The sequence below is a fragment of the Caballeronia grimmiae genome (assembly GCF_022879615.1).
Classification (GTDB): Bacteria; Pseudomonadota; Gammaproteobacteria; order Burkholderiales; family Burkholderiaceae; genus Caballeronia; species Caballeronia grimmiae.
In genome coordinates this window covers 355,751-380,134 of the sequence record NZ_CP084274.1, presented here as the reverse complement: position 1 = coordinate 380,134, position 24,384 = coordinate 355,751, and the positions used below count along the sequence as shown (strand labels likewise).

Sequence of the window (24,384 nt, the reverse complement as noted above, 5' to 3'; positions counted from 1 at the left end):
AACCCCGTACTAGCTCACCATTTGGCTAGGGGCTTCCCGCGTTGTTCATCACTAATATTAGTGGTAAGTTTCATTCGCTCCATGACTTGCGCTGCCGCACGATGAAGAAAACCACGCCCCGCCGTCCGACGATGACCGACATCGCGAAGCTCACCGGAGTCTCGCAATCGACGGTATCGCTCGTGCTCAACAATGCGAGCGGCGCGAAGTTTTCAGACGCCACGCGCGACAAGGTGTTGAAGGTTGCGCAGGAACTCGGCTATCGCATGACGCCGCGCGAATCGGCGAGCCTGGAAGCCATCGATACGCTCGGCGCGCAAAGCGAGCGCAATCTGATCGTGTATCTCGCCGACGAAATCTCGACGAGCCCGCATCCGGTCGTAAGCATCGACGGGGCGCGCGAAACCGCGTTCGCGCACGGCCGCATGCTCGCCGTCTATTCGACGCACGGCAACGCGGAGATCGAGCAGCGCGTGCTGGATTCGACGCTCGGCAATCCGAATGTCTTTGGCGTGATCTACGCGACGGTGTACACGCGCCGCGTCACGCTGCCCGCCTCGCTCGCGCAGGTGCCGACCGTCCTGCTCAACTGCTACGCGAGCGAGGCGAACGTGTCGTCGGTGGTGCCGGCGGAGGTCGCGGGCGGGCACACGGCGACGGATCATCTGCTGGCGGCGGGGCATCGGCGGATCGGGTACATCAATGGCGAGCCGTGGCAGGACGCGGCGCGCGAACGCCTGAAGGGATATCGCACCGCGCTCGCGACAGCGGATCTGCCGTTCGCGCCGGAACTCGTGCGCGAAGGCGACTGGAGTTCGGGCACGGGCTTCGAGCAGACCCTTTCGCTGATGCGCGAAGCCAATCCGCCGACCGCGATCTTTTGCGCGAACGACCTGATGGCGCTCGGCGCGATCGAGGCGCTCAAGCAACTCGGCCTGCGTGTGCCGGACGATGTTTCCGTCGTCGGTTATGACGATCAGGAGATTGCGCGGCACACGCATCCGCCGCTGACGACGGTCGTGCTGCCGAACTACGATCTCGGCCGCTGGGCCGTCGAAACGCTTCTGCAGGAAGAACACAATCGCGCGGCGGGCGCGCCGGTGCGCCGCCGCACCGTGAAGCTGGACGGTCCGCTGATCGAACGCGGATCGGTCAGGGTCGTCAATGAAGTCAGGCAACTCGCCATCCATCACAGCAGCGATTGACGGCGCTGACCCGCCGCACATAACGATAAAAGCAGCAACGGCAAGCCACTCTCGCAGCAGATCGACCGGGCAACAACAAGCATCGGCATCACCACAAGAGAAGCATCCTTATCGGAGGAAGACATGCTGTCGCTAGAGAAGCAATCACGCCCGGGCATGCGCCCGCTCGCCGCCGCACTGAGCGCCGTCGCCGCGCTGACGCTTTGCGCAGGCTTCACCGCCGCGCACGCCGCCGACGACGCCCTGCCCAAGATTCCGAACAAGAAGCCGCTGCGCGTGGGCTTCGCGCAGACCGAGAGCAACAACCCGTGGCGGCTCGCCGAGACGAAGAGCTTCAAGGACATCGCCGCGAAGTGCGGCTGGCAGATGGTCATGACGGATGCGAACAGCTCCGCAGCGAAGCAGGTGTCGGATATCCAGAGCATGATCGCGCAGCGCGTCGACCTGCTCGTGTTCCCGCCGCGCGAAGAGAAACCGCTCGTGCCGGTCGTCATGCAGGCGAAGAAGGCGGGCATTCCGGTGATTCTCGTCGACCGCAACATCGATCAGTCGATGGCGAAAGCCGGCCGCGACTACCTCACGTTCATCGGCTCGGATTTCATCGATCAGGGACACCGCGCCGCCGACTGGCTCGTGAAGGCGACCAGCGGCAAGGCGACGATCATCGAACTGGAAGGCTCGACGGGCGCATCGGCGGCGAACGATCGCAAGAAGGGATTCGATGAAGTCATCGCGAAGAATCCGGGCATGAAGATCGTCGCGTCGCAAAGCGGTGACTTCGCTCGCGACAAGGGCCGCCAGGTCATGGAAACGCTGTTACAGGCGCATCCCGACGTGACCGCCGTCTACGCGCACAACGACGAAATGGCGCTCGGTGCGATCGCCGCGATCAAGGCCGCCGGCAAGCAGCCGGGCAAGGACATCATCCTCGTGACGATCGACGGCACGAAGGGCGGGCTGGAAGCCATCAAGGCGGGCGAGCTCGGCGCAAGCGTGCAGTCGAGCCCGTTCTTCGGGCCGCTCGCGTGCGATGTCGCGCAGAAGTATGCGAAGGGCGAGACCATTCCGCCGTGGGTCAAAGTGTCCGACCGCTTCTACGACAAGAGCAACGTCGATCAGAGCATGCAGTACGGGTACTGAAGCAAGCGTGTGTGCGTTGCGGGCGCGCGAGCAGTCGTGCCCGCCTTTCTCAATCGACGGACAACACGCATGGCTCAGACTCCCCTACTCGACATGCAGGACATCGAAATCGCGTTCGGCGGCGTCGCGGCGTTGAAGCGTGCGCGGCTCACCGTGGCGGCGGGCGAAGTGCACGCGCTCATCGGTCAGAACGGCGCGGGCAAGTCCACGCTCATCAAGATTCTGACGGGCGCGTATCGCAAGAGCGGCGGCACGATTCGCTTCGATGGCCGCGAAGCCGATTTCCGCACGCCAAAGGAGGCGCGCGAATCCGGCATCAGCACGATCTATCAGGAGATCAACCTCGTGCCGTTCCGCTCGGTCGCGGAGAACATCTTTCTCGGACGCGAGCCGCGCCGTTTCGGCCTGATCGACTGGAAGACGGTGCAGCGTCGGGCATCCGACTTGCTCGAATCGTTCGGATTGCATATCGATGTCAGAAAGCCCGTACGCGACTATTCGACCGCGATACAGCAAATGGTCGCGCTGGCGCGCGCCGTGTCGTCGGATGCGAAGATGGTCATCATGGACGAATCGACTTCCTCGCTCGACGAACGCGAAGTCGAATTGCTGTTCACCGTGGTTCGCCGTCTGCGTGACGACGGACGCGCGGTGATTTTCGTGTCGCATCGGCTCGACGAACTGTACGCGCTATGCGACCGCGTCACCGTGATGCGCGACGGCCAGACCGTCGCCGAAAGCACGATGCAGGAGATGGACAAACTCAGACTCGTCACGACGATGCTCGGCCGCACGCTCGCCGCCGTCGTGCACGAAGACAGCGCGGTGAAGCAGGCGAATCTCGAAAAGCGCGGCGCGGTCGCGTTGAGCGCGCAGTCGCTTGCGGCCGGCGCGAAAGTCGCGAACGTATCGCTCGACGTCCACGCGGGCGAAGCCGTCGGTCTCGCGGGGCTGCTCGGCTCGGGACGCACGGAGACGATGCGCCTGCTGTTCGGCGCGGACCGCCCGTCGCAAGGCAGGCTCGCGGTCGGCGGCGATGACGTGTCGTTCCGGTCTCCGAAAGACGCCATCGCTCGCGGCATCGCGTATCTCACCGAGGACCGCAAGGCCGAAGGCATCGTCCCGGACCTTTCGGTGCGCGACAACCTCACGCTCGTCTGCCTGCCCGCGCTGACGAAACGCGGCATCGTCGATGTGGCGAAGCAGCGCGAGATCGTCGATGGCTTTATTGCATCGCTCGGCATCAAGCTGCGTTCGCCGGACCAGCCGGTGCGCGAACTGTCGGGCGGCAATCAGCAGAAAGTGCTGCTCGCACGCTGGCTTGCAACTCACCCGCGCCTGCTGCTGCTCGACGAACCGACGCGCGGCATCGACGTCGGCGCGAAAGCGGATGTCGCGAAGATCGTGCGCGAGTTGCGCGACGCGGGGATGGCCGTGCTGTTATCGGCATCCGAACTGGAAGAGCTGACCGCCGTGGCCGACCGCGCGGTCGTGATCCGCGATGGCGAAACGGTCGCGCAACTCGATGGCGCGCAGATGACCGAGGCGTCGATCATGGATGCGATCGCCTACGGCTCGGGCGAGGAATCGACGCTGGCGCAAGCGAGCGCCGCGCAAGGAAACGAAGCATGATCGACAAGACGCAACCCGCCGCACCGCTCGCCGCCGACGCGCAAGCCGCGCCGCCGAGAAAGAAGCGCGGCATCGCGATACAGCGTGAAATCGTCGTGCTCGTCGCGATGATCGTGTTCAACCTGATCTTCACGGACCACTTCTGGTCGCTGCAGACCTTCAACGTGAATCTCACGCAGGTGGTGACGATCGTGATCGTCGGCATCGGCATGACGCTCGTCGTGGCGACGGGCGGCATCGATCTGTCCGTGGGCGCTTCGATGGCGATTGCAGGCGCGCTCGCGCCGATGCTCTTCATGAACATCGACGGGCCGCTCGGCATTCTGCTCGCGTTCACGCTTCCGGTACTGGCCGCCGCGCTATGCGGCGTGTTCAACGGACTGCTCGTGACGAGGCTTAATGTGCAGCCGATCGTCGCGACGCTCGTGCTGTTCATCGCGGGACGCGGCATCGCGCAGGTCGTCACCGACGGCAGCCTTCAGGCGTTCAACAATCCCGCGTTCCAGTGGATTGCGCTCGGCAAGGTCGCAGGCGTGCCGTTCCAGATTCTGCTGATGCTCGCGCTCGTCGCGATCTTCACGTGGATCGTGCGCAAGACGCTCTTCGGCAAATACCTGCTCGTCACCGGCGGCAACGAAGATGCGGCCTATCTGTGCGGCATTCCGACCGCCCGCGTGAAACTCATCGCCTATACTCTCTGCGCGGCGCTCGCGGGCCTCGCGGGACTGATTTCGATCTCGGTGAATTCGTCTTCGGATGCGAACGTGGTCGGGCTCGGCGTCGAACTCGATGCGATCGCGGCCGTGGCTGTCGGCGGCACCGCGCTGACGGGCGGCAGGGCGTATATCACGGGCACGCTGATTGGCGCGCTCATCATTCAGCTATTGCGTTACACGCTGCTCGCGCACGGCATTCCGGATGCCGCCGCGCTCGTGCTCAAGGCCGCGATCATCATCGCCGCCGTCTACGTGCAGCGTCGCCGGGGCTCATGACATGAAGAAGAACCTTCCGATCCTGATCTCACTCGTGGCCTTGGTCGTGCTCGGCCTCGTGCGCTACGAGCATTTCGCGTCGGCTTACAACGTGACGTCTTTCTGGCGATACAACTCGATGTTCGCGCTGATCTCCATCGGCATGGCGTTCGTCATCATCACGGGCGGTATCGACTTGTCCGTGGGCGCGGTGGCCGCGCTGGCGAGCGTCGTTTCGGCGCTGGCGAGCCCGCACGGCGCGGTGGCGGGCGTGCTCGCCGGATCGTTCGCGGGGCTGGCCGTGGGCGTGCTGAACGGCATGGTCATCACGCATATGCGGATTCTGCCGTTCATCGTCACGCTCGCGACGAGTCTCGGCGCGCACGGCCTCGCGCTGTTGCTCGGTCATAACGATGCGGTGGCGATCTCATCGGACACGAACTTCGCCGCGTTCGGCCAGGGCGATTTCCTCGGCTTACCCGTGCCGGGCATCGTGTCGCTGATCGCGGCTGTCGCCGGGTGGATCGCGCTGCGCAGTTCGCGCTTCGGGCGGCATGCACTCGCCATCGGCGGCAGCGAAGAGGCATCGCGGCTGATGGGGCTGAACGTGGATCGCACGCTCGTCGCGGTCTACGCGGTGAGCGGGCTGCTCGCGGGCATCGCCGGCGCGATTCTGGCCGCGCAATTCGGCGCGGGACAGCCGAATGAAGGCGTCGGCTGGGAGCTGTTCGCGATCTCGGCGGTCGTGCTCGGCGGCACGCGGCTGACGGGCGGCGAAGGCTCCATCGCGATGACGATCGCAGGCGTCGCCCTGCTCGGGCTCGTGTTCAACCTGCTGAACTTCGAGAACGGCTTGGGCTATATCAGCTTGTCCGCGTACTGGCAGTCGGTGATTCGCGGCCTGTTCCTGTTGCTCGTCATCGTGTTGCAGGCGCGCGTGCTGAAACGCAGGGCGACGCCCGCGAAAATCGCGCATTGAGCTGACATCGCGATTCAACGCATTCGGCATGTGCCTTGCTGGCTGCCTCTCGTTGCTGCATTCATCCCGCATGCATTTCGGAGGCAATCACCATGTCAACCACCGTCGGCGATTTTCTGGTCGACCGCCTGTACGCCTGGGGCGTGCGCCGCATCTTCGGCTATCCCGGCGATGGCATCAACGGCGTGTTCGGCGCGCTCAATCGCGCGAACGGCAAGATCGAATTCATTCAGGCGCGGCATGAGGAAATGGCCGCGTTCATGGCCTCCGCGCATGCGAAGTTCACGGGCGAACTCGGCGTGTGCATTGCAACTTCGGGGCCGGGCGCTTCGCATCTGCTGACCGGTCTTTACGACGCCAGGCTCGATCACGTCCCGGTGCTCGCCATTGCAGGCCAGCAGGCGCGGGCCGCGCTCGGCGGACACTATCAGCAGGAACTCGATCTGTCGGCCATGTTCAAGGACGTCGCCGGCGCCTTCGTGCAGCAGGCAAGCGTGCCGTCGCAGATTCGGCATCTCATCGATCGCGCGGTCCGCACGGCGCTCGGCGAACGCAGGGTCACCGCGCTGATCCTGCCGAACGATCTTCAGGACATGGACTACGAGCCGCCCGGCCGCAAGCATGGGACGGTGCATTCGGGCGTCGGTTATAACGCGCCGAAGATCGTCCCTTATGCCGACGATCTGCAACGCGCCGCCGCTGTGCTCAACGCGGGCGAGAAGGTCGCGATCCTCGTCGGCGCGGGCGCGCTCCAGGCCACCGACGAAGTGATCGCCGTCGCCGAGAAGCTCGGCGCGGGCGTCGCGAAGGCGCTGCTCGGCAAGGCCGCGTTGCCCGACGATCTGCCTTTCGTCACCGGCTCGATCGGCCTGCTCGGCACCGAACCCAGCTACAAGCTGATGACCGGCTGCGACACGCTGCTGATGATCGGCTCGGGCTTCCCCTACTCCGAGTTTCTGCCGAAGGAAGGCGCGGCGCGCGGCGTGCAGATCGACATCAAGGCGGACATGCTGTCGATCCGCTATCCGATGGAAGTCAACCTCGTCGGCGATAGCGCCGAAACCTTGCGCGCGCTGTTGCCGCTGCTCCAAGAGAAGACGGATCGTGGATGGCGCAAGGACATCGAAGGCTGGATGGAAGACTGGTGGAAAAAGCTCGAAAAGCGCGCGCTCGAAACCGCGCAAAGCGGCGTGAATCCGCAACGCACGGTATGGGAACTGTCGCCGCGTGTGCCGTCGAACGCGATCGTCACCAGCGATTCCGGTTCGTGCGCGAACTGGTACGCACGCGATCTCAAAGTGAAGCGCGGCATGATGTGCTCGCTGTCCGGCGGCCTGGCATCGATGGGCGCAGCGGTCCCTTATGCGATCGCCGCGAAGTTCGCGCATCCCGAGCGGCCGGTGATCGCGCTCGTCGGCGATGGCGCGATGCAGATGAGCAACATGGCCGAGCTCATCACGGTATCGAAATACTGGAAGCAGTGGTCCGATCCGCGCTGGATCTGCATGGTGCTCAACAACGAGGACCTGAATCAGGTCACGTGGGAACAGCGCGTGATGAACGGCGATCCGAAGTTCGAAGCGTCGCAGCAGATTCCGTCGGTGCCGTATCACCGCTTCGCGGAACTGATCGGCTTGCGCGGCTTTTATGTCGACGATGCCGAGCGCATGGCCGCGGTGTGGGATGAAGCGCTCGCGTCGGACCGTCCTGTCGTGATCGAAGTGAAGACCGACCCGAACGTGCCGCCGCTGCCGCCGCACTTCACGCTGCAACAGGCGAAGGCGTTCGCGACGACGCTGTTCGAAGGCGATCCCGATCAAGGCAACGTAATCGTCGATACCGCGAAGCAGGTGCTCGGCGCAGTCCTGCCGGGGCACAAGGACAAGTAGCGCGAGGGCGCGGCCTTCAGCGCGCGCCGTTGCCTCGCGACCGCCCGCCTGCGCCTTCCGCTTCGGTTTCGGCATCGGCGGCGGCAGCGACGTCACACGCCGGCGACGGCCCTCTTTCCGCGTTTGCATCGCCCTCGGCGGCCAGACGCAGATAGGCGGCGGCGAGCCTGCGCAGTTCTTCCTCGCTTGCATCCTCGATGCCGATCAGCTGATTGCTCGCCCTTCGGTGCGTCGCGAGCAGTTCGTTCAGTTTCAGATGCAGCGCGACGCTGTCCTTGTTCTGGCTTTGCTGGATCAGGAACACCATCAGGAACGTGACGATCGTCGTGCCGGTATTGATGACGAGCTGCCAGCCGTCCGAGTAGTGAAAGATCGGCCCGGTGACGATCCATACGACGATGCTCGTCACCGCGAAGCCGAACGCATAAGGCGATCCGGCCCAGCGCGTGACGAGACTCGCGAAGCTGTCGAATGCCCGCATCACCGGGTTCGCCTTCGCATAAGCGGGGCTGGTGGTGTCGGGAATGGTGTCGAGTTGGTCGGTCGATGCCTGCTGTCTGGTCTGCATAAAGTTCTCCCTTCTCATAACTTTTGTCCAAGCAAGAAGCAATCCTTACACGTGACTTTCCAGCAAGATTGCCCGCTTTTCGGAAGGAGTTAATGCGCGCGGGTCACGATACTTGCTATTGGCCGGAGCGCACCCGGATTCGCCGTCGCTGCCCCGCTTGCCGATGTCGGGAAACCGCGTGTTCCATGCGAAAATCGCGTGGCTCATTCACCTAGCCACATCCCCAGAACGTCGCTTTTGCGAGCCGTGCCGCCGCATCACAAGACCAGCGAGGAGATTCAGCGTCGATGAAGTCCAATAACCTGATCCCGGATACGACAGCAGACGGCGTCGAACCGAGCTTCCTGCTCGGCGGCGGCGAGATGGGCGTGCTCATCCGTGGCTTCGATTGGACCCAGACCTCGCTCGGCGAACCGGCGCACTGGCCGCAAAGCCTCAAGACGGCCATCCGCATCATGCTGACCTCGCGCCAGCCCATCTGGATCGGCTGGGGCCGCGAGCTTCTGTTCTTCTATAACGACGCCTACAAGCCGATCATCGGCGGCAAGCATCCGCAGGCGCTCGGCCAGCCAACGTCCGTCGTGTGGCGCGAAATCTGGAACGACATCGGACCGCTGCTGGACACCGCGCTCGCGGGCGTCGAAGGCACGTTCGTCGAACAGAAGCTGCTCATCATGGAGCGCAACGGCTTCCCAGAGGAAACGTACTACACGTTCTCCTATAGCCCGATTCCCGACGATCGCGGCGGCGCCGGCGGCATCATCTGCGCGAACAGCGACGATACGCAACGCGTGCTCGGCGAACGCCAACTCCTCGTGCTGCGCGAACTCGCCACGTCCGCCGCCGATGCGCGCACGTGGCGCGAGGCCTGCGAACGTTCGATGAAGGCGCTCCGTGACGCCCCGCGCGACATGCCCTTCGCGCTGCTCTACGCAGCGGAGCCCACCAACCAGACGGCGACGCTCGTCGGCGCGTGCGGCATCGCGCCGGGGCATCCCGCCGCGCCCGAAACGCTGCATGCAGGGCAGCCCGGCGCATGGCCCGTTCACGATGTCCTGCGCGAGAACGAGGCGCGGCTCGTGACGAACCTGCAGGAGCATTTCGACGCCGCGTTGCCGAGCGGCGCATGGAACGCGGCGCCCACGCGCGCCTTGCTGCTGCCGATCGCGCCGACCGGCGATACCGGTCACGCGGGCGTGCTCGTCGTCGCGCTCAATCCGTATCGCCTGTTCGACGAGGGGTATCGCGCCTTTATGAATCTCGTCGCCGGGCAGATCAGCGCGGCGATCGGCTACGCCCATGCCTACGACGAAGAACGCCGCCGCGCCGAAGCACTCGCGGAAATCGATCGCGCGAAGACGACGTTTTTCTCGAACATCAGCCACGAATTCCGCACGCCGCTCACGCTGATGCTCGGCCCGCTCGAAGAGATGCTCGCGAACCGCGAGCGCGTCGCGCCCGCCGAGGTGCGGCTCGTCGAGATGATGCATCGCAATGGCTTGCGGCTGCTGAAGCTCGTCAACGCGCTGCTGGACTTCTCGCGCATCGAGGCGGGCCGCATCGAGATGCATCGGCAGACGACGGATATCGCCGCGTTCACCGTCGAACTCGCGTCGCTGTTCCGCTCGGCCATCGAATCGGCCGGCGTCGAGCTGCGCATCGATGTTCCGCGTACGCCCCTCCTCGCGGACATCGACCGCGACATGTGGGAGAAAGTCGTCATGAACCTGCTGTCGAACGCGTTCAAGTTCACGTTCGATGGCGCGATCGACGTGTCGCTGCGCACGACCGCTGATCGCGAAATCGAGATGTGCGTGCGCGACACGGGCATCGGCATTCCGCACGCCGAACTGGAACGCGTCTTCGAGCGCTTTCATCGTGTCGCGGGCGCGACGGGGCGCTCGGTAGAAGGCAGCGGCATTGGTCTTGCGATGGTGCAGGAGCTGGTCAAGCTGCATGGCGGGCGCATCGGCGTCGAGAGCCGGCCCGGCGAAGGCGCGTGCTTTCGCGTCGCGCTGCCCGCCGCGCAGCAGGCGTCCGTTCCGCGCGAGTCCGCTGCGCGCGCCGAAGCGAGCAGCGGCGCGCGTTCCTATGTGGATGCGGCGCTGCGCTGGAACCCCGATGCGTCGGACGAAATCGTGAGTGACATCAGCGATATCGGCGGTCTCGTTCCCGCGTTCGACGGGCCGCTCGCGCCGGCCGACGCGGAAACTGCATCGCCCGCGGCGACGGGCCGCGTGCTCGTCGTCGACGATAACGCCGACTTGCGCGACTACATGCGCCGCATGCTGGCCGCAGCGGGCCACGACGTCGACGTGGCCGCCGATGGCGCCGCCGCGCTCGATGCCGCCCGCGCGCTGCGCCCCGACGTGATCGTGTCCGATGTGATGATGCCGCGCGTCGACGGCTTCGGCATGCTGCGCGCACTGCGCGAAGACGAGACCTTGCGCGACACGCCGGTCGTGCTGCTGTCGGCGCGGGCGGGCGAGGAAGCGCGCGTGGGCGGCCTCGACGCCGGCGCCGACGATTACCTGACCAAACCTTTCTCCTCTCGCGAGCTGCTCGCGCGCGTGGCGAGCAATCTGCGGCTCGCGCGGCTGCGTCGCGAGACCGAACAGCGTCTGCGCGAGGAATCGCGCGTGCTGGAAGTGCTGAACCGCGTCGGCACAACGGTCGCGGGCGAACTCGATCTTGCGCGCGTCGTGCAAGTGGTGACCGACGCGGCCACCGAACTGACCGGCGCGGCGTTCGGTTCGTTCTTCTACAACGTGCTCGACAACGAAGGCGGCAGCTACACGCTCTACGCGCTCTCGGGCGTGCCGAAGGACGCCTTCGCCAAGTTTCCGATGCCGCGCAACACGAGCGTGTTCGGGCCGACGTTTCGCGGCGAGGGCATCGTCCGTTCAGCCGATATCACCAAAGACCCGCGCTACGGCCACAACGCGCCGCATCACGGCATGCCGAAAGGCCATCTCGCGGTGTGCAGCTATCTCGCCGCGCCGGTCATCTCGCGTACCGGCGAAGTGCTCGGCGGTCTGTTCTTCGGGCATCCCGAGCCGAACATTTTCGACGAGCGCGCCGAGCACATTCTCGGCGGCATCGCGGCGCAGGCGTCGATTGCCATCGACAATGCGCGGCTCTTTCAGGCGGCGCAGGATGAAATCGCCGAGCGCACCCGGGCGCAGTCCGCGCTGCGCGATCTGAACGAGACGCTCGAGCGGCGCGTGACCGAAGTCGTCGCGGACCGCGACCGGCTGTGGGAACTGAGCGAAGACCTGTTCGTGATCGCGAGCTTCGAAGGCGCGCTGTTGCGCGTGAGTCCGTCGTGGTCGTCGGTGCTCGGGATGGACGGGCAACGCCTGCACGCGCGCACGATGCTCGAACTGGTTCATCCCGACGACGCGTCCTCCGTCACGCTCGAAATCGACCGGCTGCGCGCGACCGGCGCGCCGGTGCGTTATGAATGCCGGCTCGCGCGCATCGATGGCGGATGGCGCTGGATCGCCTGGACGCTGTCGCTCGATCCGCGCACGCGGCGCATCCACGGCGTGGGCCGCGACGTGACCGCCGACCGCGAAACCGCCGACGCGCTGCGTCAGGCCGAAGAAGCGCTGCGCATGGCGCAGAAGATGGAGGCCATCGGCAAGCTGACGGGCGGCGTCGCGCACGACTTCAACAACCTGCTGCAAGTGGTCGGCGGCAATCTGCAACTGCTCGCGAAAGACGTCGCGGGCCACGACAAGGCCGAGCAGCGCGTGCGCAGCGCGCTCGCCGGCGTGGCGCGCGGCGCGAATCTCGCCTCGCAACTGCTCGCGTTCGGCCGGCGCCAGCCGCTTGCGCCGAAGGTCGTCAATCTGGGGCGTTTCGTGCGCGGCCTCGACGACATGTTCCGCCGCGCGCTCGGCGATGGCATCGAGATCGAGACGATCGTGTCGGGCGGCTTGTGGAACACGCTCGTCGATCCGTTTCAAGTGGAGAACGCGCTGCTCAATCTCGCGATCAACGCTCGCGACGCGATGAACGGGCACGGCAAGCTGACCATCGAGGCGGGCAATGCATCGCTCGATGAGACCTACGCGATGCGCAACGCCGACGTGTCGCCCGGCCAGTACGTCATGGTCGCCGTCACCGATACCGGATCGGGCATGTCGCCCGAAGTGCAGGAGCGCGCGTTCGAGCCGTTCTTCACGACCAAGCGCGAAGGACAAGGCACGGGTCTGGGACTGTCGATGGTGTACGGCTTCGTCAAGCAGTCGGGCGGGCACGTGAAGGTGTACAGCGAGGAAGGCCACGGCACGACGGTCCGCATCTACTTGCCGCGTGCGCGCGAGGAAGAAGACCTCGAAACGAACACGGAAGCGGGGCCGGCCAAGGGCGGCAGCGAAACCATTCTCGTCGTCGAGGACGATGAGGAAGTGCGCGCGACCGTCGTCGACCTGCTCGCCGATCTCGGCTATCGCGTGCTGCGCGCGAAGGACGCGCAAAGCGCGCTCGCCATCGTCGAAAGCGGCGCGCCCATCGACATGATCTTCACCGATGTCGTGATGCCGGGGCCGCTTCGCAGCACCGAGCTTGCGCGCAAGGCGCGAGAGCGCGTGCCGGGCATCGCGGTGCTGTTCACGTCGGGCTATACCGATAACGCGATCGTCCACGCCGGGCGGCTGGATGAAGGCATCGACCTGTTGAGCAAGCCTTATACGCATGAGGCGCTCGCGCGCAAGGTCCGGCTCGTGCTCGGGCGCAACGGGCGTGAGACCGCGGATGTTCCCGCCGGGCCGGCCGAAGGCGCACCCAGACGCGTGCTCTTCGTCGAAGACAACGAAATGGTGCGCACGAGCAGTGCGGAACTGCTGCGCACGATGGGGCTGGACCTGACCGAAGCGGCGAGCGTCGATGAAGCGATGACGCTGTTGCGCGAGCATCGCTTCCAAGTCTTGCTGACGGACGTGAATCTTGCGGGGGAATCGGGCGTCGAACTGGCGATGGCCGCGCGCCGCGAAGCACCGGCGCTCGGCGTGGTGTTCGTGACGGGCTACGAGCTTGCGTTGAGCGACGATGAACGCGATGCGCTTCCCGGAGCGATCCACTTGCGCAAGCCGTACGATCCGGACGCGCTGCTCAACGCGGTGAACGCGGCGGCTGCCGCCTGAGTGCGGCAGCTATCGTTGCACCTGCTTACCCGGCCCTGCGTCGGCGCACCGCCTCGGCCAGCAACTCCAGCGCCGGTTCCGTCTGCGTCCATCCGAGGCACGCATCGGTAATTGAAACTCCGAGCTTCAACGGCACGCCGGGCTTCAGGTCCTGCCGCCCTTCTTCGAGGTGACTCTCGATCATCACGCCCGTGATGCGCTTTTCACCCGCCGACAATTGCCGCGCGATGTCCTCGGCGACTTCGACCTGACGCAGATGCGACTTGTTCGAGTTCGCGTGCGAACAATCGATCATCACCTGCTCGCGCTGACCGAGCGCCGCCAGCGCCGCGCAGCTTGCGTTCACGCTCTGGGCATCGTAATTCGGGCCTTTCTTGCCGCCGCGCAGAATCACGTGACAGTCCGCATTGCCGCGCGTTTCGAAGATTGCCGCCATGCCCATCTTCGTCATGCCCATGAACGCATGGCTCGCGCTCGCCGCGACGATCGCGTCGGCGGCTACCTGCACGCCGCCATCGGTGCCGTTCTTGAAGCCAATCGGACATGACAGCCCCGATGCAAGCTGCCGATGACTCTGGCTCTCCGTCGTGCGCGCGCCAATCGCGCCCCACGCGATCAGGTCTGCGATGTACTGCGGACTCAGCAGGTCGAGAAACTCGGTGGCGGTCGGCAAGCCGAGGCCGCTGATTTCGAGCAGAAGCTCGCGCGCGCGGCGCAGGCCTTCATTGATGCGGAAGCTGCCGTCCAGGCGCGGATCGTTGATATAGCCCTTCCAGCCGACCGTCGTGCGCGGCTTTTCGAAGTACACCCGCATCACGATGAGCAGATCGTCGCTGAGGCGCTCGGCGACGGTCTTCAGCGTCCGCGCGTACTGCATCGCCTGATCGTGGTCGTGGATGGAACACGGTCCCACGACGACCACGAGCCGGTCATCGCGGCCATGCAGGATGTTCGCGATGCCCGCGCGGCTTCGCTCCACGAGCGATTGCACCTCGGACGTGACCGGCAGTTCGTCGAGCAGCAGCGCCGGCGAAATCAGCGGACGCACCGCGCCGATGCGCGTGTCGTCGATGCGGGTCGTATCTTGCGTGGAGTCGGCCACGCCGGCCTCCTGATCGCGAGCGGGGTTGTCGATGCGGCTCAAAATGGGCTCCGTCGTGCGTTATGAATGCGAGAGAGTGGAATTCGATGCGGATTTACCGCGTCATTGCGGCCAATCGGCGCGAACATCGATTATCGCATCGTTGCGGTGCGCTGGCCCTGGCGAGAGGGATCGTGCGTATCATGGAGTGACTCTTAGGGAGCAGAACATGCGGATCGAAACATCGTTTCTCTTCGACCTGGACGGCACGCTCGTCGATAGCGTCTATCAGCACGTGCTGGCCTGGAAGGAAGCGCTGGATGCGGAGGGCATCGAGTTGTCGGTGTGGCGCATCCATCGCAAGATCGGGATGAGCGGCGGGCTCTTCACGAATCAGTTGCTACGAGAGACGCACGGCGAGATCAGCGCGGAACGCGTCGAGCGCCTGCGTCAGTTGCATGCCGAAGCGTACAAGCGGCTGCGCGCGCAGGTCTGTCCGCTGCCCGGTGCGCGCGAATTGCTCGCCGCGCTGACGGACGCGGGCACGCGCTGGGCCATCGCGACGAGCGGACGCATGGAGACGGCGGCGGTCAATCTCGAAGCGCTGGGCGTCGATGCGTCGAAGCAGGTCGTCATCACGCGCGACGACGTCAAGTATGCGAAGCCCGACCCCGATCTGTTCCTCGCCGCCGCCGCGCGCCTGAACGTGCCGATCGAGCATACGGTCGTCGTCGGCGACAGCATCTGGGACATGCTCGCGGCGCGCCGTTGCCGCTCGCTCGGCGTGGGCCTGCTATCGGGCGGCTATGGCAGCGACGAACTGGAGCGTGCCGGCGCGTTGCGGGTGTACGAAGATCCGGCCGACTTGCTCGCGCATCTGGATGAAGTCGCGGCGCGGCCCTGAACGCTTCGGGCGTTCAGGGCCGCGTCGAATCACTCCGCGATGTCCGGCTCGACCAGTCTGGCCAGTTGCAGCAGCGATTCCTGCCAGCCGAGATAGCACATTTCCACCGGAATGACTTCGGGGATGCCCTCCTGCACGACGGTCAGTTCCGTTCCGCACGACACCTGCCGCAGCGACACGGTGACATGCATCTCGCCGCGAAGGTTCGGATCGTCGAAACGATCGGTGTAGCGCAGCTTCTCGAACGGCACGAGTTCGAGGTACTCGCCGCCGAACGAATGGCTGTGGCCGGTGCTGAAATTGCGGAACGACATCTTGTGCGTGCCGCCCGTGCGGGCATCCATATGATGGACCTGACACGTGAAGCCGTAAGGCGGAAGCCACTTCGCGATGGCGTCGGGTTCGACGAACGCGCGGTAGATGCGTTCGGGCGTGGCGCGCAAGACGCGCTGCAGACGGACGGTGCCGGTAGTCATGGTGTGCTCACCTTTCAGTTGAAAAACTGGACACAGTCTACGACGATGGATCGGCGCGAAAATCGACATCGCGCGAAATCGGACACAATGCAACAGCCGCGTATGGCTAATCCTCCGAGACCTGAAATGAACATCGCCTTCATGCGTTCGCCGACGCGATGCGCGCTGGCGTCGACGCTGGCGGCAACGCTGACATTGGCGCTGGCCGGTTGCGCCGCCAGCGGACCGCCGGTCGACGCAAGACATCTGTCCGCAACGGAATGCCGCGACCTGCTTGCGCTGCAAAATCATGCGCCGCCGACTCGCGAGCGGAACAACAGCGAACTGACCGCGCTCCGCAAAGCGGGCTACGACCCGTCGAAGTGGTACGACCCGTACTACCCCGACGATCTCCAGGTGGCGCAGCGCCGGATCGCTCGCTGGCTGCAGACGGACTGCCAGCAGCCCGGTTGAACGATGCCCTCTTCCATCCGCAATTCGCTGCTCTGGATCTTCGACGCTTTCGAACGCGACGCGACTTACCTGCGCAAGCGCATGTTCGGTTGCGATGCCGCGTATATCGACGGCTCGCTGTGCCTCGTCGCCGCCGATCGCGAAAAGCCGTGGAATGGCCTGCTCGTCTGCACGTCGCAGGAACGCCACGCCGCGCTGATCGGAGCGATGCCCGCGTTGCAGCCGCATCCCGTGCTCGGGAAATGGCTGTATGTCGGACAGGAGAGCCTCGACTTCGAAGCGGTCGCCGAGCAATTGACCGCGCTCGTGCTCGCCCGCGATCCGCGTGTGGGCGTCGAGCCGAAGCCGCGCAAACGCCGCGGCACAACGCTGTCCGCTAACTGATTGCCTGACATGCCATCCATCACCGCCACACGCGCCGGGCAGCTGCCGCTTGCGAGCATCGGCTGCATTCTCGCGTCGATGCTGTGCTTCGCCATCGTCGATGCGCTCGCGAAAGTCGTCGCGATGCAGTATCCGCCCAACGAAGTGACGTTCTTTCGCATGCTGTTCGGCCTCGTCCCCGCGTGGGCGATGTGCTGCATCGGCAAGCGGTCACTGACCGAGCGCATCAGGACGCTCGATGTCAAAGGGCAAACGTTGCGCGCGCTGACGCTGCTCTGCGCATCCGGCTTCTTCTTCGCGGGGCTTCCGTTCATCCCGCTCGGGGAAGCGGTCGCGATCGCCTATTCGGAGACGCTGATCGTCGTCGTGCTCGCGCCGTTTATCCTCAAGGAGAAGCTGACGACGCCCGGCGCGTGGTCCGCGTGCATCGGCTTCGCGGGCGTGCTGCTGGTCGTGCGGCCCGGAGGCGGCGAAGCCAACTGGTTCGGCCCGTTGCTGCTGCTTGCGAGCGCGCTCTTCGGCGCGTTGTCGATCATGCAGATCAAGCGTATCCGCGCCACCGACGATTCCCGCACGACAGTGTTCTTTTTCAGCGCGGTCGGCACGGTCGTCACCGCATGCACGCTGCCCTTCAGCTGGAAGACGCCGACGCTGCACGCGCTCGCCGTCATGGCGCTGCTGGGCGCGTTCGCGACCGCGGGACAATTGCTGATGACGGTCGCCTATCGCCGCGCCGACGCGGGCGCGCTCGCGCCGTTCAACTACACGAGCATCGTGTGGGCCGCGTTGTTCGGCTATCTCGCGTGGGGCGAGACGATCGGGACGCCATCGCTTGCGGGGATCGCGCTGATCGTCGGCAGCGCGATTGCGGTCGCGTGGCAGCGCAAGTTGCCGGAAGGACCGAACGCGTGACGCGCGAAGGTCGAAAATGACGCGCTGTCATTTTGCAGGGTTACACTGAACGCGCAGTGCCGACATCGCTGGCGCGAACGAACCATCGTTCGCACCGCTTTATTCACGACTCATTCTTCTATCATCCGATGAAAACTGCCTTCAAGAAGACCCTCGCGTTGTTCGTGCTGGCGGCGTTTGCCGCACCGACGCTGTCCTTTGCAACGGCCGAGTATCCGTCGAATCAGAAGCGCCCCGCGTACAGCAAAACGCACAAGCACCATAAGCATCAGAAGAAGGCGCCGGCGCAGTAACGCGGCACCGGGTGCACGCGGCCGCCTGCGTGCAACTTACATCACGTACGCGGCCGCGTTCATCGAGCTTCAGCCGGCATCGCCGGAACTGATCACCGCCTGCATGCTCTTCAGGAGCTTGCGCAAATAGCCGAGCAGGCCGACGACATCGCCGAATGCGATAAAGCCTGTTTCCGCGCCATCGCCGAATAACTCCGCACCGTCCAGCGTCTTGTCGATGATGAGACCGCCGTACGCCGCATGGGGCACGTACTCGTCCGCGCCGATGCGAAAGCGCTCGCCATTCACGGCGGCATCGCGCAGGCGCATGAGGAATTGCACTTCGGGCGTGCGCGAACTCGACAGCCGATGCACGTCGAAGAAGTCCGCCACCGCGAGAATCGCATTCAGGCACGGCACACGCAGCGCGAACGTCATGCGCTGCGATGCGTCGGGCAGCGTCGGCCACGGCTGCAGCGCATCCTGCGGCTCCTCTTTCATCGGCATGCCGTCTTCGCTATGCGCGTGCGCTTCGGGATGCGCGCGCCGATGTTCCACCAGCCGCGCCAGCGCGCTGAAGTCCGGCGCGCGCTGGCCGTTCTCGATCCAGTCGGCCAGCAAGCCGGCGTGCGTGCAAAGCGACAGCAGTTGCGCGTCGATGAACGCGACGCCGAGCCTGCACGGGTCGAGTTGCGGCGTGCTGTGAGTGTCGGACATCCTCGTCTCCTCGATATTGTCTACGCGCGCTGCACCGCAAATTCCGCGCCCGCGAGAAAGCCGACACGCTCGGCATCATCAGAACAGATTGCGCAGTCCGACCGATACGCCCGTCTGGTTCGATCTGCCCGGCAGTTCGACGAAGCCCGCGCCCGTGACCTTGTTGAAGTCCACGGTGCCATACACTTCGGTGCGTTTTGACAACGCATATTCCGCGAGCGCGACACCTGTGTAGCGATTGCCGCTGCCCGTCTCGCCGCCGCCGATCGCCGCGTTCTTCATGTGGTCGTAGTAGAACGCACCCGTGAGCAGCAGCGCAGGCGTGACTTGCCACGTGACGCCGGCGAACGGGCCATCGTCGCGCCGGCCCGAACCCTTGAGAATGTCCACGCCCGACACGAGGTTGCGTTGCGCGAGCAGACTATCGACGAAGCCGGTGTCGTCGGTCGAATGCAGATAGCCCGCATACAGCTTCGCGGACCCGATCGTATAGACGATGTTCGCGTTCCAGATTTTCTGCTTGTTGCTCGCGTTGTCGCTGTTCTGCTGATAGCCGCCGCCGATCGACAGCGGCCCCATTGCATACGACGCCGTGAAGCCATACATGCTGCCCGCGCCGAGATGCCCCGGCACCTGGCCCGAGAAGCCGCCGGGGCCGGTCGACGTGTAGTTGGTGCCGAACGAGTACATCGCGCCGATGGTCAAGCCCGCGAACGTGCCGTTGTACTTGACGGCGTTGTCCGCGTAAAGGCCCGCGCCGAGCGCGACCGGCAGCCATGCGTTCTCGAAGTAATTGCCGACGGTGAGCGGATCGTAGGTATCGCCGAGCATGTCGAAAAGAGGCGTCTTCTGGCGGCCGAGCGTGAGCGCGCCGTACTGGTTCGCAAGCCCGACATACGCCGCGCGATTGAAGGCGCGCTGGCTATCCGAATACTGGCCGTTGTTCAGTTCCACGCCGCCTTCGAGGCGAAAGATCGCCTTCAGTCCGCCGCCGAGATCTTCCGTTCCCTTGAGGCCGATACGGCTGTTCGTGATCGCGCCGTTCGTCATGTAGAGCTTGCCGTCGTTGTTGGCGTTCGCGTTGGTCAGATACCGCACGCTGACGTCGGCGACGCCATACAGCGTCACGGAGCTTTGCGCGAATGCGGACTGGCAGGCGCATGCGATGGCGGATACGGCAAGCGCGGTGGCCGCGCGGGAGGTGATCGTCTTCATGTTTGCTTTTGCGTTGTTGCTGTTCGATGAGATGCGCCCATTCGCGCGGCTTTCGTTTTGCCGGCTCCGGATCGCCGGCGCGACCGCGCCACGAACGGGCACGCGGACTTTTATCACATCAAATATCGCAGCGCATAGGCTCTGGCAAGCGGCTCGACACGGGTGTTGTGTTTAGCGCAAAAGCGGCGAGCGTTCCAAGCCGCCCCAATGAGGATCAGTGAGCGCGGCATGATCGTTAGTATGGCGAAACTTCGCGGCCCATCTTTGCTTCTGCACCCTTGTGCGAACGGGCGCAAACGTAGTAGCCACGTCATACGTAAAGGCAAAGCCCGATTGCAGCCCTCGCTTAATAGCCGTTATGCTTGAGAAAACGACACACTCGCAGACAGAAAGAGGGAGACATTCCATGCTGACGATCTGGGGCCGAGCCAATTCGGTCAACGTGCAGAAAGTACTGTGGTGCTGCGACGAGCTGGGAGTGGAATACGAGCGCATCGACGCGGGCATGCAGTTCGGCCGCAATCACGAACCCGACTATCTCGCGATGAACCCGATGGGCCGCGTGCCCACGCTCGTCGACGGCGACTTCGTGCTGTGGGAATCGAACGCCATCATCCGCTATCTGGCGATGCAGTACGGCGAAGGCAGCGCCATCTATCCCGCCGATCCGAAGCTGCGCGCGAGCGTCGATCGCTGGCTCGACTGGACACTGTCCACGCTCCAGCCTGCGGAACGCCCGGTGTTCTGGGGCTATATCCGTACGCCCGAGGCCAAGCGCCATGTGAAGCAACTGGAAGCCGATGCGCGCGAAGTGGAGGCGCTATGGCGGGTGATCGACGCGCACCTGAAGGGCCGCGAGTTCGTCGAAGGCAATGCCTTTTCGCTGGCGGATCTCGTTATTGCGGCTTATGCGCGGCGCTGGTATGGCATCGCGGAACTCGAACGGCCCGCGCTGCCCGACCTCGAACGCTGGTACGCGCAACAGTCGGCGCGCCCGGGGTTTCAACGCTACGTCGCACCGGAACTGACCTGAACGCATTTATCGCCGATACGGACATGACCATCGAACTGCACACATGGAACACGCCGAACGGGCGCAAGATCAGCGTCGCGCTCGAAGAGATGCAACTAGCTTATACCGTGAAGACAGTCGACATCACGAAGGGCGAGCAGCACGCGCCCGAATTTCTGCGCATCAGCCCGAACAACCGCATTCCCGCGATCGTCGATCCTGACGGACCCGATGGCCAGCCGATCAGCGTCTTCGAATCGGGCGCGATCCTGCTCTATCTGGGCGAGAAAACCGGCCAGTTTCTGCCCGCGGGCCTGCGCGATCGCGTGCCGGTGCTCGAATGGCTGATGTGGCAGATGGGCGGCTTCGGCCCGATGCCGGGACAGGTGCATCACTTCCGCATGGTCGAAGCGGAAAGCGACCGGCGTTACGGCCTCAAGCGTTATTCCGACGAAACGCGCCGCCTCTATGGCGTGCTCGACAAGCGCCTTGCCGATGTCGAATACGTCGCGGGCGCGCTGTCGGTGGCGGATTTCGCGATTCTCGGCTGGGCGTGGCGGCACGAGCGTCATCAGGTTTCGCTCGACGACTACCCGAACGTCAAACGCTGGTACGAAGCGCTGTTCGCGAGGCCCGGCGTGCAGCGCGGCTTCGAAGTGAAACTCGACCTGTCCTGACGCGCCGCCGCTATCATGCACGCGTAATATGAGCGGCATTCGAGCCCGACGCAACGAGGAGACGATGATGACCGCGCACATGTACGACGAGGGCCTTCCCAAGACCGTCGCCAACTTCGTGGCGCTGACGCCGCTGACTTTCATCGAACGCGCGGCGTCGGTATATCCGGCGCGGCCCGCCATCGTGCATGGCGAGATACGGCGCACGTGGGCCGAAACGTATGAGCGAACGCGGCGGCTGGCATCGGCGCTGGCCGCGCGTGGCATCGGCATCGGCGATACGGTCGCGGCCATGCTCTCCAACACGCCCGAGATGGTGGAAGCGCACTTCGGCGTGCCGATGACGGGCGCGGTGCTCAACACGCTCAACACGCGGCTCGATGCCGCCACGCTCGCGTTCATGCTGACGCACGGCGAAGCAAAAGCGGTGCTCGTCGACCGCGAGTTCGCCGGTGTAATGAAGAAGGCGCTCGAACAGGTGCCGCAGCCGGTCCTCGTGATCGATGTCGATGACTCGCAGTATGCGGGCGACGGCGAGCGCATCGGCGAGATCGACTATGAAGCGTTGCTCGCGGACGGCGATCCCGCCTATGAATGGTCGCCGCCATCGGATGAATGGAACGCCATCTGCCTCAACTACACATCGGGAACGACGGGTAATCCGAAGGGCGTCGTCTATCACCATCGCGGCGCTTATACGAACGCGGTGAGCAATATCCTCGAATGGGACATGCCGAAGCATGCCGTGTATCTGTGGACCTTGCCGATGTTCCATTGCAACGGCTGGTGCTTTCCCTGGACCGTCGCTGCCCGCGCGGGCGTGAACGTGTGCCTGCGCAAGGTCGATGCGAAGACCATCTTCGAGCTGATCCGCAACGAGGGCGTCACTCACTATTGCGGCGCGCCGATCGTGCAGAACCTGCTCGTCAACGCACCGGACGAGATGAAGCAGGGCATCGCGCACAAGGTTCATGCGATGGTCGCGGGCGCCGCGCCGCCCGCCGCGATGATCGAAGGCATGGAGCGGCTCGGCTTCGAACTGACGCACGTGTATGGACTCACGGAAGTCTACGGCCCCGCGACCGTCTGCGCGCAGCAAGCGGAATGGAGCGCGCTCGATATCGGCGAGCGGGCGCGGCTCAATGCGCGTCAGGGCGTGCGCTATCACTTGCAGGATGCAGTCAACGTGCTCGATCCGCTCACCATGCAGCCCGTTCCCCGCGACGGCGAGACCATCGGCGAGATCATGTTTCGCGGCAACATCGCGATGAAGGGGTATCTGAAGAACACCAAGGCCACCGAGGAAGCGTTTCGCGGCGGCTGGTTCCATACCGGCGATCTGGCCGTCGCGTATCCGGATGGTTATGTCCGCATCAAGGATCGCAGCAAGGACATCATCATCTCGGGCGGCGAGAACATCTCGAGCATCGAAGTGGAGGACGTGCTGTACCGGCATCCGGCGGTGCTGGCGGTAGCCGTCGTCGCAAAGCCCGATGCGCGCTGGGGCGAGACGCCGTGCGCGTTCGTCGAGACGAAGGCGGGCGCACAGGTCAGCGCGGACGAACTGATTGCGCATTGCAAGGCGCATCTCGCGGGCTTCAAGGTGCCGCGTGCCGTCGAGTTCTGCGAGTTGCCGAAGACATCGACCGGGAAGATTCAAAAGTTCGAACTGCGCAAGCGCGCGGGCTCGGTTGCGGCAATCGACGTTTGAAGGAGTCTGTTCGATGAGCGATAGCGAAGCACTCGTCCTGGTGGAACGCGACGCATACGGCGTACAAGGCGCGGTCAGGCTCACGATGAATCGCCCGCGTGCGTTCAACGCGCTGTCGGAGGCCATGCTCGGTGCGATGGAGCGCGAGCTGCAACGCATCGGCGAATCGGATGCGCGCGTCGTGGTGATTGCCGGCGAAGGGCGTGCGTTTTGCGCGGGCCACGATCTGAAGGAGATGCGCCAGGAGCCTGCGCTCGACTACTATCGCGAACTCTTCGCGCGTTGTTCCCGCATGATGCTGACGATACAGCGTATGCCGCAGCCGGTCATCGCGCGGGTGCATGGCATCGCGACGGCGGCGGGCTGTCAGCTCGTCGCGATGTGCGATCTCGCGGTCGCATCGGATGGGGCGCGGTTTGCGGTATCGGGCGTGAACGTGGGACTTTTCTGCGCGACGCCGGGCGTGGCGCTTTCACGCAACGTATCGCGCAAGGCGGCATTCGAGATGCTCGTCACGGGCGATTTCATCGACGCGCAGACCGCGAAGGAACGCGGGCTCGTGAATCGCGTGGCCGCGCCGGGCGAACTCGACGATGCCGTCCGCGCGCTCGCATCGAGCATCGCGGGCAAGCCGCGCGAAGCGGTTGCGGCGGGCAAGCGGCTTTTCTATCGGCAACTGGAAACGGGCATCGAACCGGCTTATGCGCTCGCATCGGAGACGATGGCCTGCAACATGATGGACGAGGCCACGCTCGAAGGCACGCAGGCGTTCATCGAGAAACGGCCGCCGCGCTGGTGAGCGTCGAATCACGATTGCGTGCCGGGCAATGGCGGCATGTTCTCGCTGGAACCGTCCGAGCCGCCGACGATGAACTCGCCCGCCGGAAAGCACATCGGCGCGCTGCCGTCGCAGCATCCGCCGGATTGATGAAAGAGCACCGCGCCATGCTGCGCCGTGAGCGTGTCGATCAGCGCGATGGCGGCAGGCGTTGCGATCACGCGCGGCACGTCCTCGTTGTTTTCGTTCATTGCATGT

Annotated in this window: 21 protein-coding genes and 1 pseudogene; 16 read left to right on the top strand and 6 right to left on the bottom strand. The window is 64.7% G+C overall.

What is annotated here, in order from left to right:
* Nucleotides 1-101 precede the first annotated feature (101 nt).
* The 6 genes from LDZ21_RS25125 to LDZ21_RS25100 all read left to right on the top strand — a co-directional run bounded on the left by LDZ21_RS25125 (nt 102) and on the right by LDZ21_RS25100 (nt 7,816).
* Nucleotides 102-1,205: a LacI family DNA-binding transcriptional regulator gene (locus tag LDZ21_RS25125; protein WP_244796820.1), complete on the top strand. Its 1,104-nt coding sequence runs from the start codon at nt 102-104 to the stop codon at nt 1,203-1,205.
* Nucleotides 1,206-1,328: 123 nt separating this feature from the next.
* Nucleotides 1,329-2,345, top strand: a complete 1,017-nt coding sequence (locus LDZ21_RS25120) for an ABC transporter substrate-binding protein (RefSeq protein WP_244796819.1) — start codon at nt 1,329-1,331, stop codon at nt 2,343-2,345.
* Between the two features lie 69 nt (nt 2,346-2,414).
* Entirely contained in the window at nt 2,415-3,977 is a 1,563-nt protein-coding gene (locus LDZ21_RS25115; RefSeq protein WP_244796818.1) for a sugar ABC transporter ATP-binding protein, read from the top strand.
* A complete protein-coding gene (locus LDZ21_RS25110) occupies nt 3,974-4,969 on the top strand; it encodes an ABC transporter permease (RefSeq protein WP_244796817.1) in 996 nt (331 codons plus the stop codon). Before LDZ21_RS25115 ends, LDZ21_RS25110 begins: the two co-directional genes overlap by 4 nt.
* Nucleotide 4,970: 1 nt before the next feature.
* The gene (locus tag LDZ21_RS25105) at nt 4,971-5,927 is read left to right on the top strand and encodes an ABC transporter permease (RefSeq protein ID WP_244796816.1); all 957 of its coding nucleotides are present in this window, start codon (nt 4,971-4,973) and stop codon (nt 5,925-5,927) included.
* Nucleotides 5,928-6,019: 92 nt separating this feature from the next.
* Complete coding sequence (locus LDZ21_RS25100) at nt 6,020-7,816, top strand: thiamine pyrophosphate-requiring protein (protein WP_244796815.1); 1,797 nt, start codon at nt 6,020-6,022, stop codon at nt 7,814-7,816.
* Between the two features lie 16 nt (nt 7,817-7,832).
* Here the strand turns inward: LDZ21_RS25100 and LDZ21_RS25095 are convergent, their stop codons facing one another.
* A complete protein-coding gene (locus tag LDZ21_RS25095) occupies nt 7,833-8,384 on the bottom strand; it encodes a low affinity iron permease family protein (RefSeq protein WP_244796814.1) in 552 nt (183 codons plus the stop codon).
* 287 nt (nt 8,385-8,671) lie between these two features.
* On the opposite strand from LDZ21_RS25095, the gene LDZ21_RS25090 reads away from it, so the two are divergent.
* Nucleotides 8,672-13,534 carry a response regulator gene (locus LDZ21_RS25090; RefSeq protein ID WP_244796813.1) on the top strand — a complete coding sequence of 1,621 codons (4,863 nt, stop codon included), beginning with the start codon at nt 8,672-8,674 and terminating at the stop codon, nt 13,532-13,534.
* A gap of 25 nt (nt 13,535-13,559) precedes the next feature.
* Here the strand turns inward: LDZ21_RS25090 and LDZ21_RS25085 are convergent, their stop codons facing one another.
* Nucleotides 13,560-14,678 (bottom strand): 3-deoxy-7-phosphoheptulonate synthase, encoded by a 1,119-nt coding sequence (locus LDZ21_RS25085; protein WP_280519442.1) that lies wholly within the window; start codon nt 14,676-14,678, stop codon nt 13,560-13,562.
* Between the two features lie 166 nt (nt 14,679-14,844).
* On the opposite strand from LDZ21_RS25085, the gene LDZ21_RS25080 reads away from it, so the two are divergent.
* Nucleotides 14,845-15,519 (top strand): HAD family hydrolase, encoded by a 675-nt coding sequence (locus tag LDZ21_RS25080; RefSeq protein ID WP_244796812.1) that lies wholly within the window; start codon nt 14,845-14,847, stop codon nt 15,517-15,519.
* Nucleotides 15,520-15,548: 29 nt separating this feature from the next.
* Here LDZ21_RS25080 and LDZ21_RS25075 read toward each other — a convergent pair whose 3' ends face one another.
* A complete protein-coding gene (locus tag LDZ21_RS25075) occupies nt 15,549-15,995 on the bottom strand; it encodes an SRPBCC family protein (protein WP_244796810.1) in 447 nt (148 codons plus the stop codon).
* A 126-nt stretch (nt 15,996-16,121) separates the two neighbouring features.
* Here LDZ21_RS25075 and LDZ21_RS25070 point away from each other — a divergent pair, with 126 nt between their 5' ends.
* The 4 genes from LDZ21_RS25070 to LDZ21_RS25055 all read left to right on the top strand — a co-directional run bounded on the left by LDZ21_RS25070 (nt 16,122) and on the right by LDZ21_RS25055 (nt 18,037).
* Nucleotides 16,122-16,448, top strand: coding sequence for a DUF4148 domain-containing protein (locus LDZ21_RS25070; protein ID WP_404980589.1), 327 nt, complete (start codon nt 16,122-16,124; stop codon nt 16,446-16,448).
* A gap of 3 nt (nt 16,449-16,451) precedes the next feature.
* Nucleotides 16,452-16,832 carry a hypothetical protein gene (locus LDZ21_RS25065; protein ID WP_244796808.1) on the top strand — a complete coding sequence of 127 codons (381 nt, stop codon included), beginning with the start codon at nt 16,452-16,454 and terminating at the stop codon, nt 16,830-16,832.
* 9 nt (nt 16,833-16,841) lie between these two features.
* Nucleotides 16,842-17,744 (top strand): DMT family transporter, encoded by a 903-nt coding sequence (locus tag LDZ21_RS25060; protein WP_244796806.1) that lies wholly within the window; start codon nt 16,842-16,844, stop codon nt 17,742-17,744.
* 128 nt (nt 17,745-17,872) lie between these two features.
* Nucleotides 17,873-18,037 carry a hypothetical protein gene (locus tag LDZ21_RS25055; RefSeq protein ID WP_160174735.1) on the top strand — a complete coding sequence of 55 codons (165 nt, stop codon included), beginning with the start codon at nt 17,873-17,875 and terminating at the stop codon, nt 18,035-18,037.
* A gap of 69 nt (nt 18,038-18,106) precedes the next feature.
* Here the strand turns inward: LDZ21_RS25055 and LDZ21_RS25050 are convergent, their stop codons facing one another.
* Together LDZ21_RS25050 and LDZ21_RS25045 are read right to left on the bottom strand one after the other, a co-directional pair.
* A complete protein-coding gene (locus LDZ21_RS25050; protein WP_244796804.1) occupies nt 18,107-18,733 on the bottom strand; it encodes a hypothetical protein in 627 nt (208 codons plus the stop codon).
* A 78-nt stretch (nt 18,734-18,811) separates the two neighbouring features.
* Nucleotides 18,812-19,948 (bottom strand): porin, encoded by a 1,137-nt coding sequence (locus LDZ21_RS25045; protein WP_244796802.1) that lies wholly within the window; start codon nt 19,946-19,948, stop codon nt 18,812-18,814.
* A gap of 406 nt (nt 19,949-20,354) precedes the next feature.
* On the opposite strand from LDZ21_RS25045, the gene LDZ21_RS25040 reads away from it, so the two are divergent.
* The 4 genes from LDZ21_RS25040 to LDZ21_RS25025 all read left to right on the top strand — a co-directional run bounded on the left by LDZ21_RS25040 (nt 20,355) and on the right by LDZ21_RS25025 (nt 24,147).
* Nucleotides 20,355-20,981: a glutathione S-transferase family protein gene (locus tag LDZ21_RS25040; RefSeq protein ID WP_244796801.1), complete on the top strand. Its 627-nt coding sequence runs from the start codon at nt 20,355-20,357 to the stop codon at nt 20,979-20,981.
* A 23-nt stretch (nt 20,982-21,004) separates the two neighbouring features.
* Nucleotides 21,005-21,637 carry a glutathione S-transferase family protein gene (locus tag LDZ21_RS25035; RefSeq protein ID WP_244796799.1) on the top strand — a complete coding sequence of 211 codons (633 nt, stop codon included), beginning with the start codon at nt 21,005-21,007 and terminating at the stop codon, nt 21,635-21,637.
* A gap of 67 nt (nt 21,638-21,704) precedes the next feature.
* Nucleotides 21,705-23,348, top strand: coding sequence for an acyl-CoA synthetase (locus LDZ21_RS25030; protein ID WP_244797295.1), 1,644 nt, complete (start codon nt 21,705-21,707; stop codon nt 23,346-23,348).
* A 13-nt stretch (nt 23,349-23,361) separates the two neighbouring features.
* Complete coding sequence (locus LDZ21_RS25025) at nt 23,362-24,147, top strand: enoyl-CoA hydratase (protein ID WP_244796797.1); 786 nt, start codon at nt 23,362-23,364, stop codon at nt 24,145-24,147.
* A 53-nt stretch (nt 24,148-24,200) separates the two neighbouring features.
* On the opposite strand, the pseudogene LDZ21_RS25020 reads toward LDZ21_RS25025, so the two are convergent.
* Nucleotides 24,201-24,377 (bottom strand): annotated as a pseudogene (locus tag LDZ21_RS25020) (DUF779 domain-containing protein); the annotation flags it as partial.
* Between the last annotated feature and the right edge of the window lie 7 nt (nt 24,378-24,384).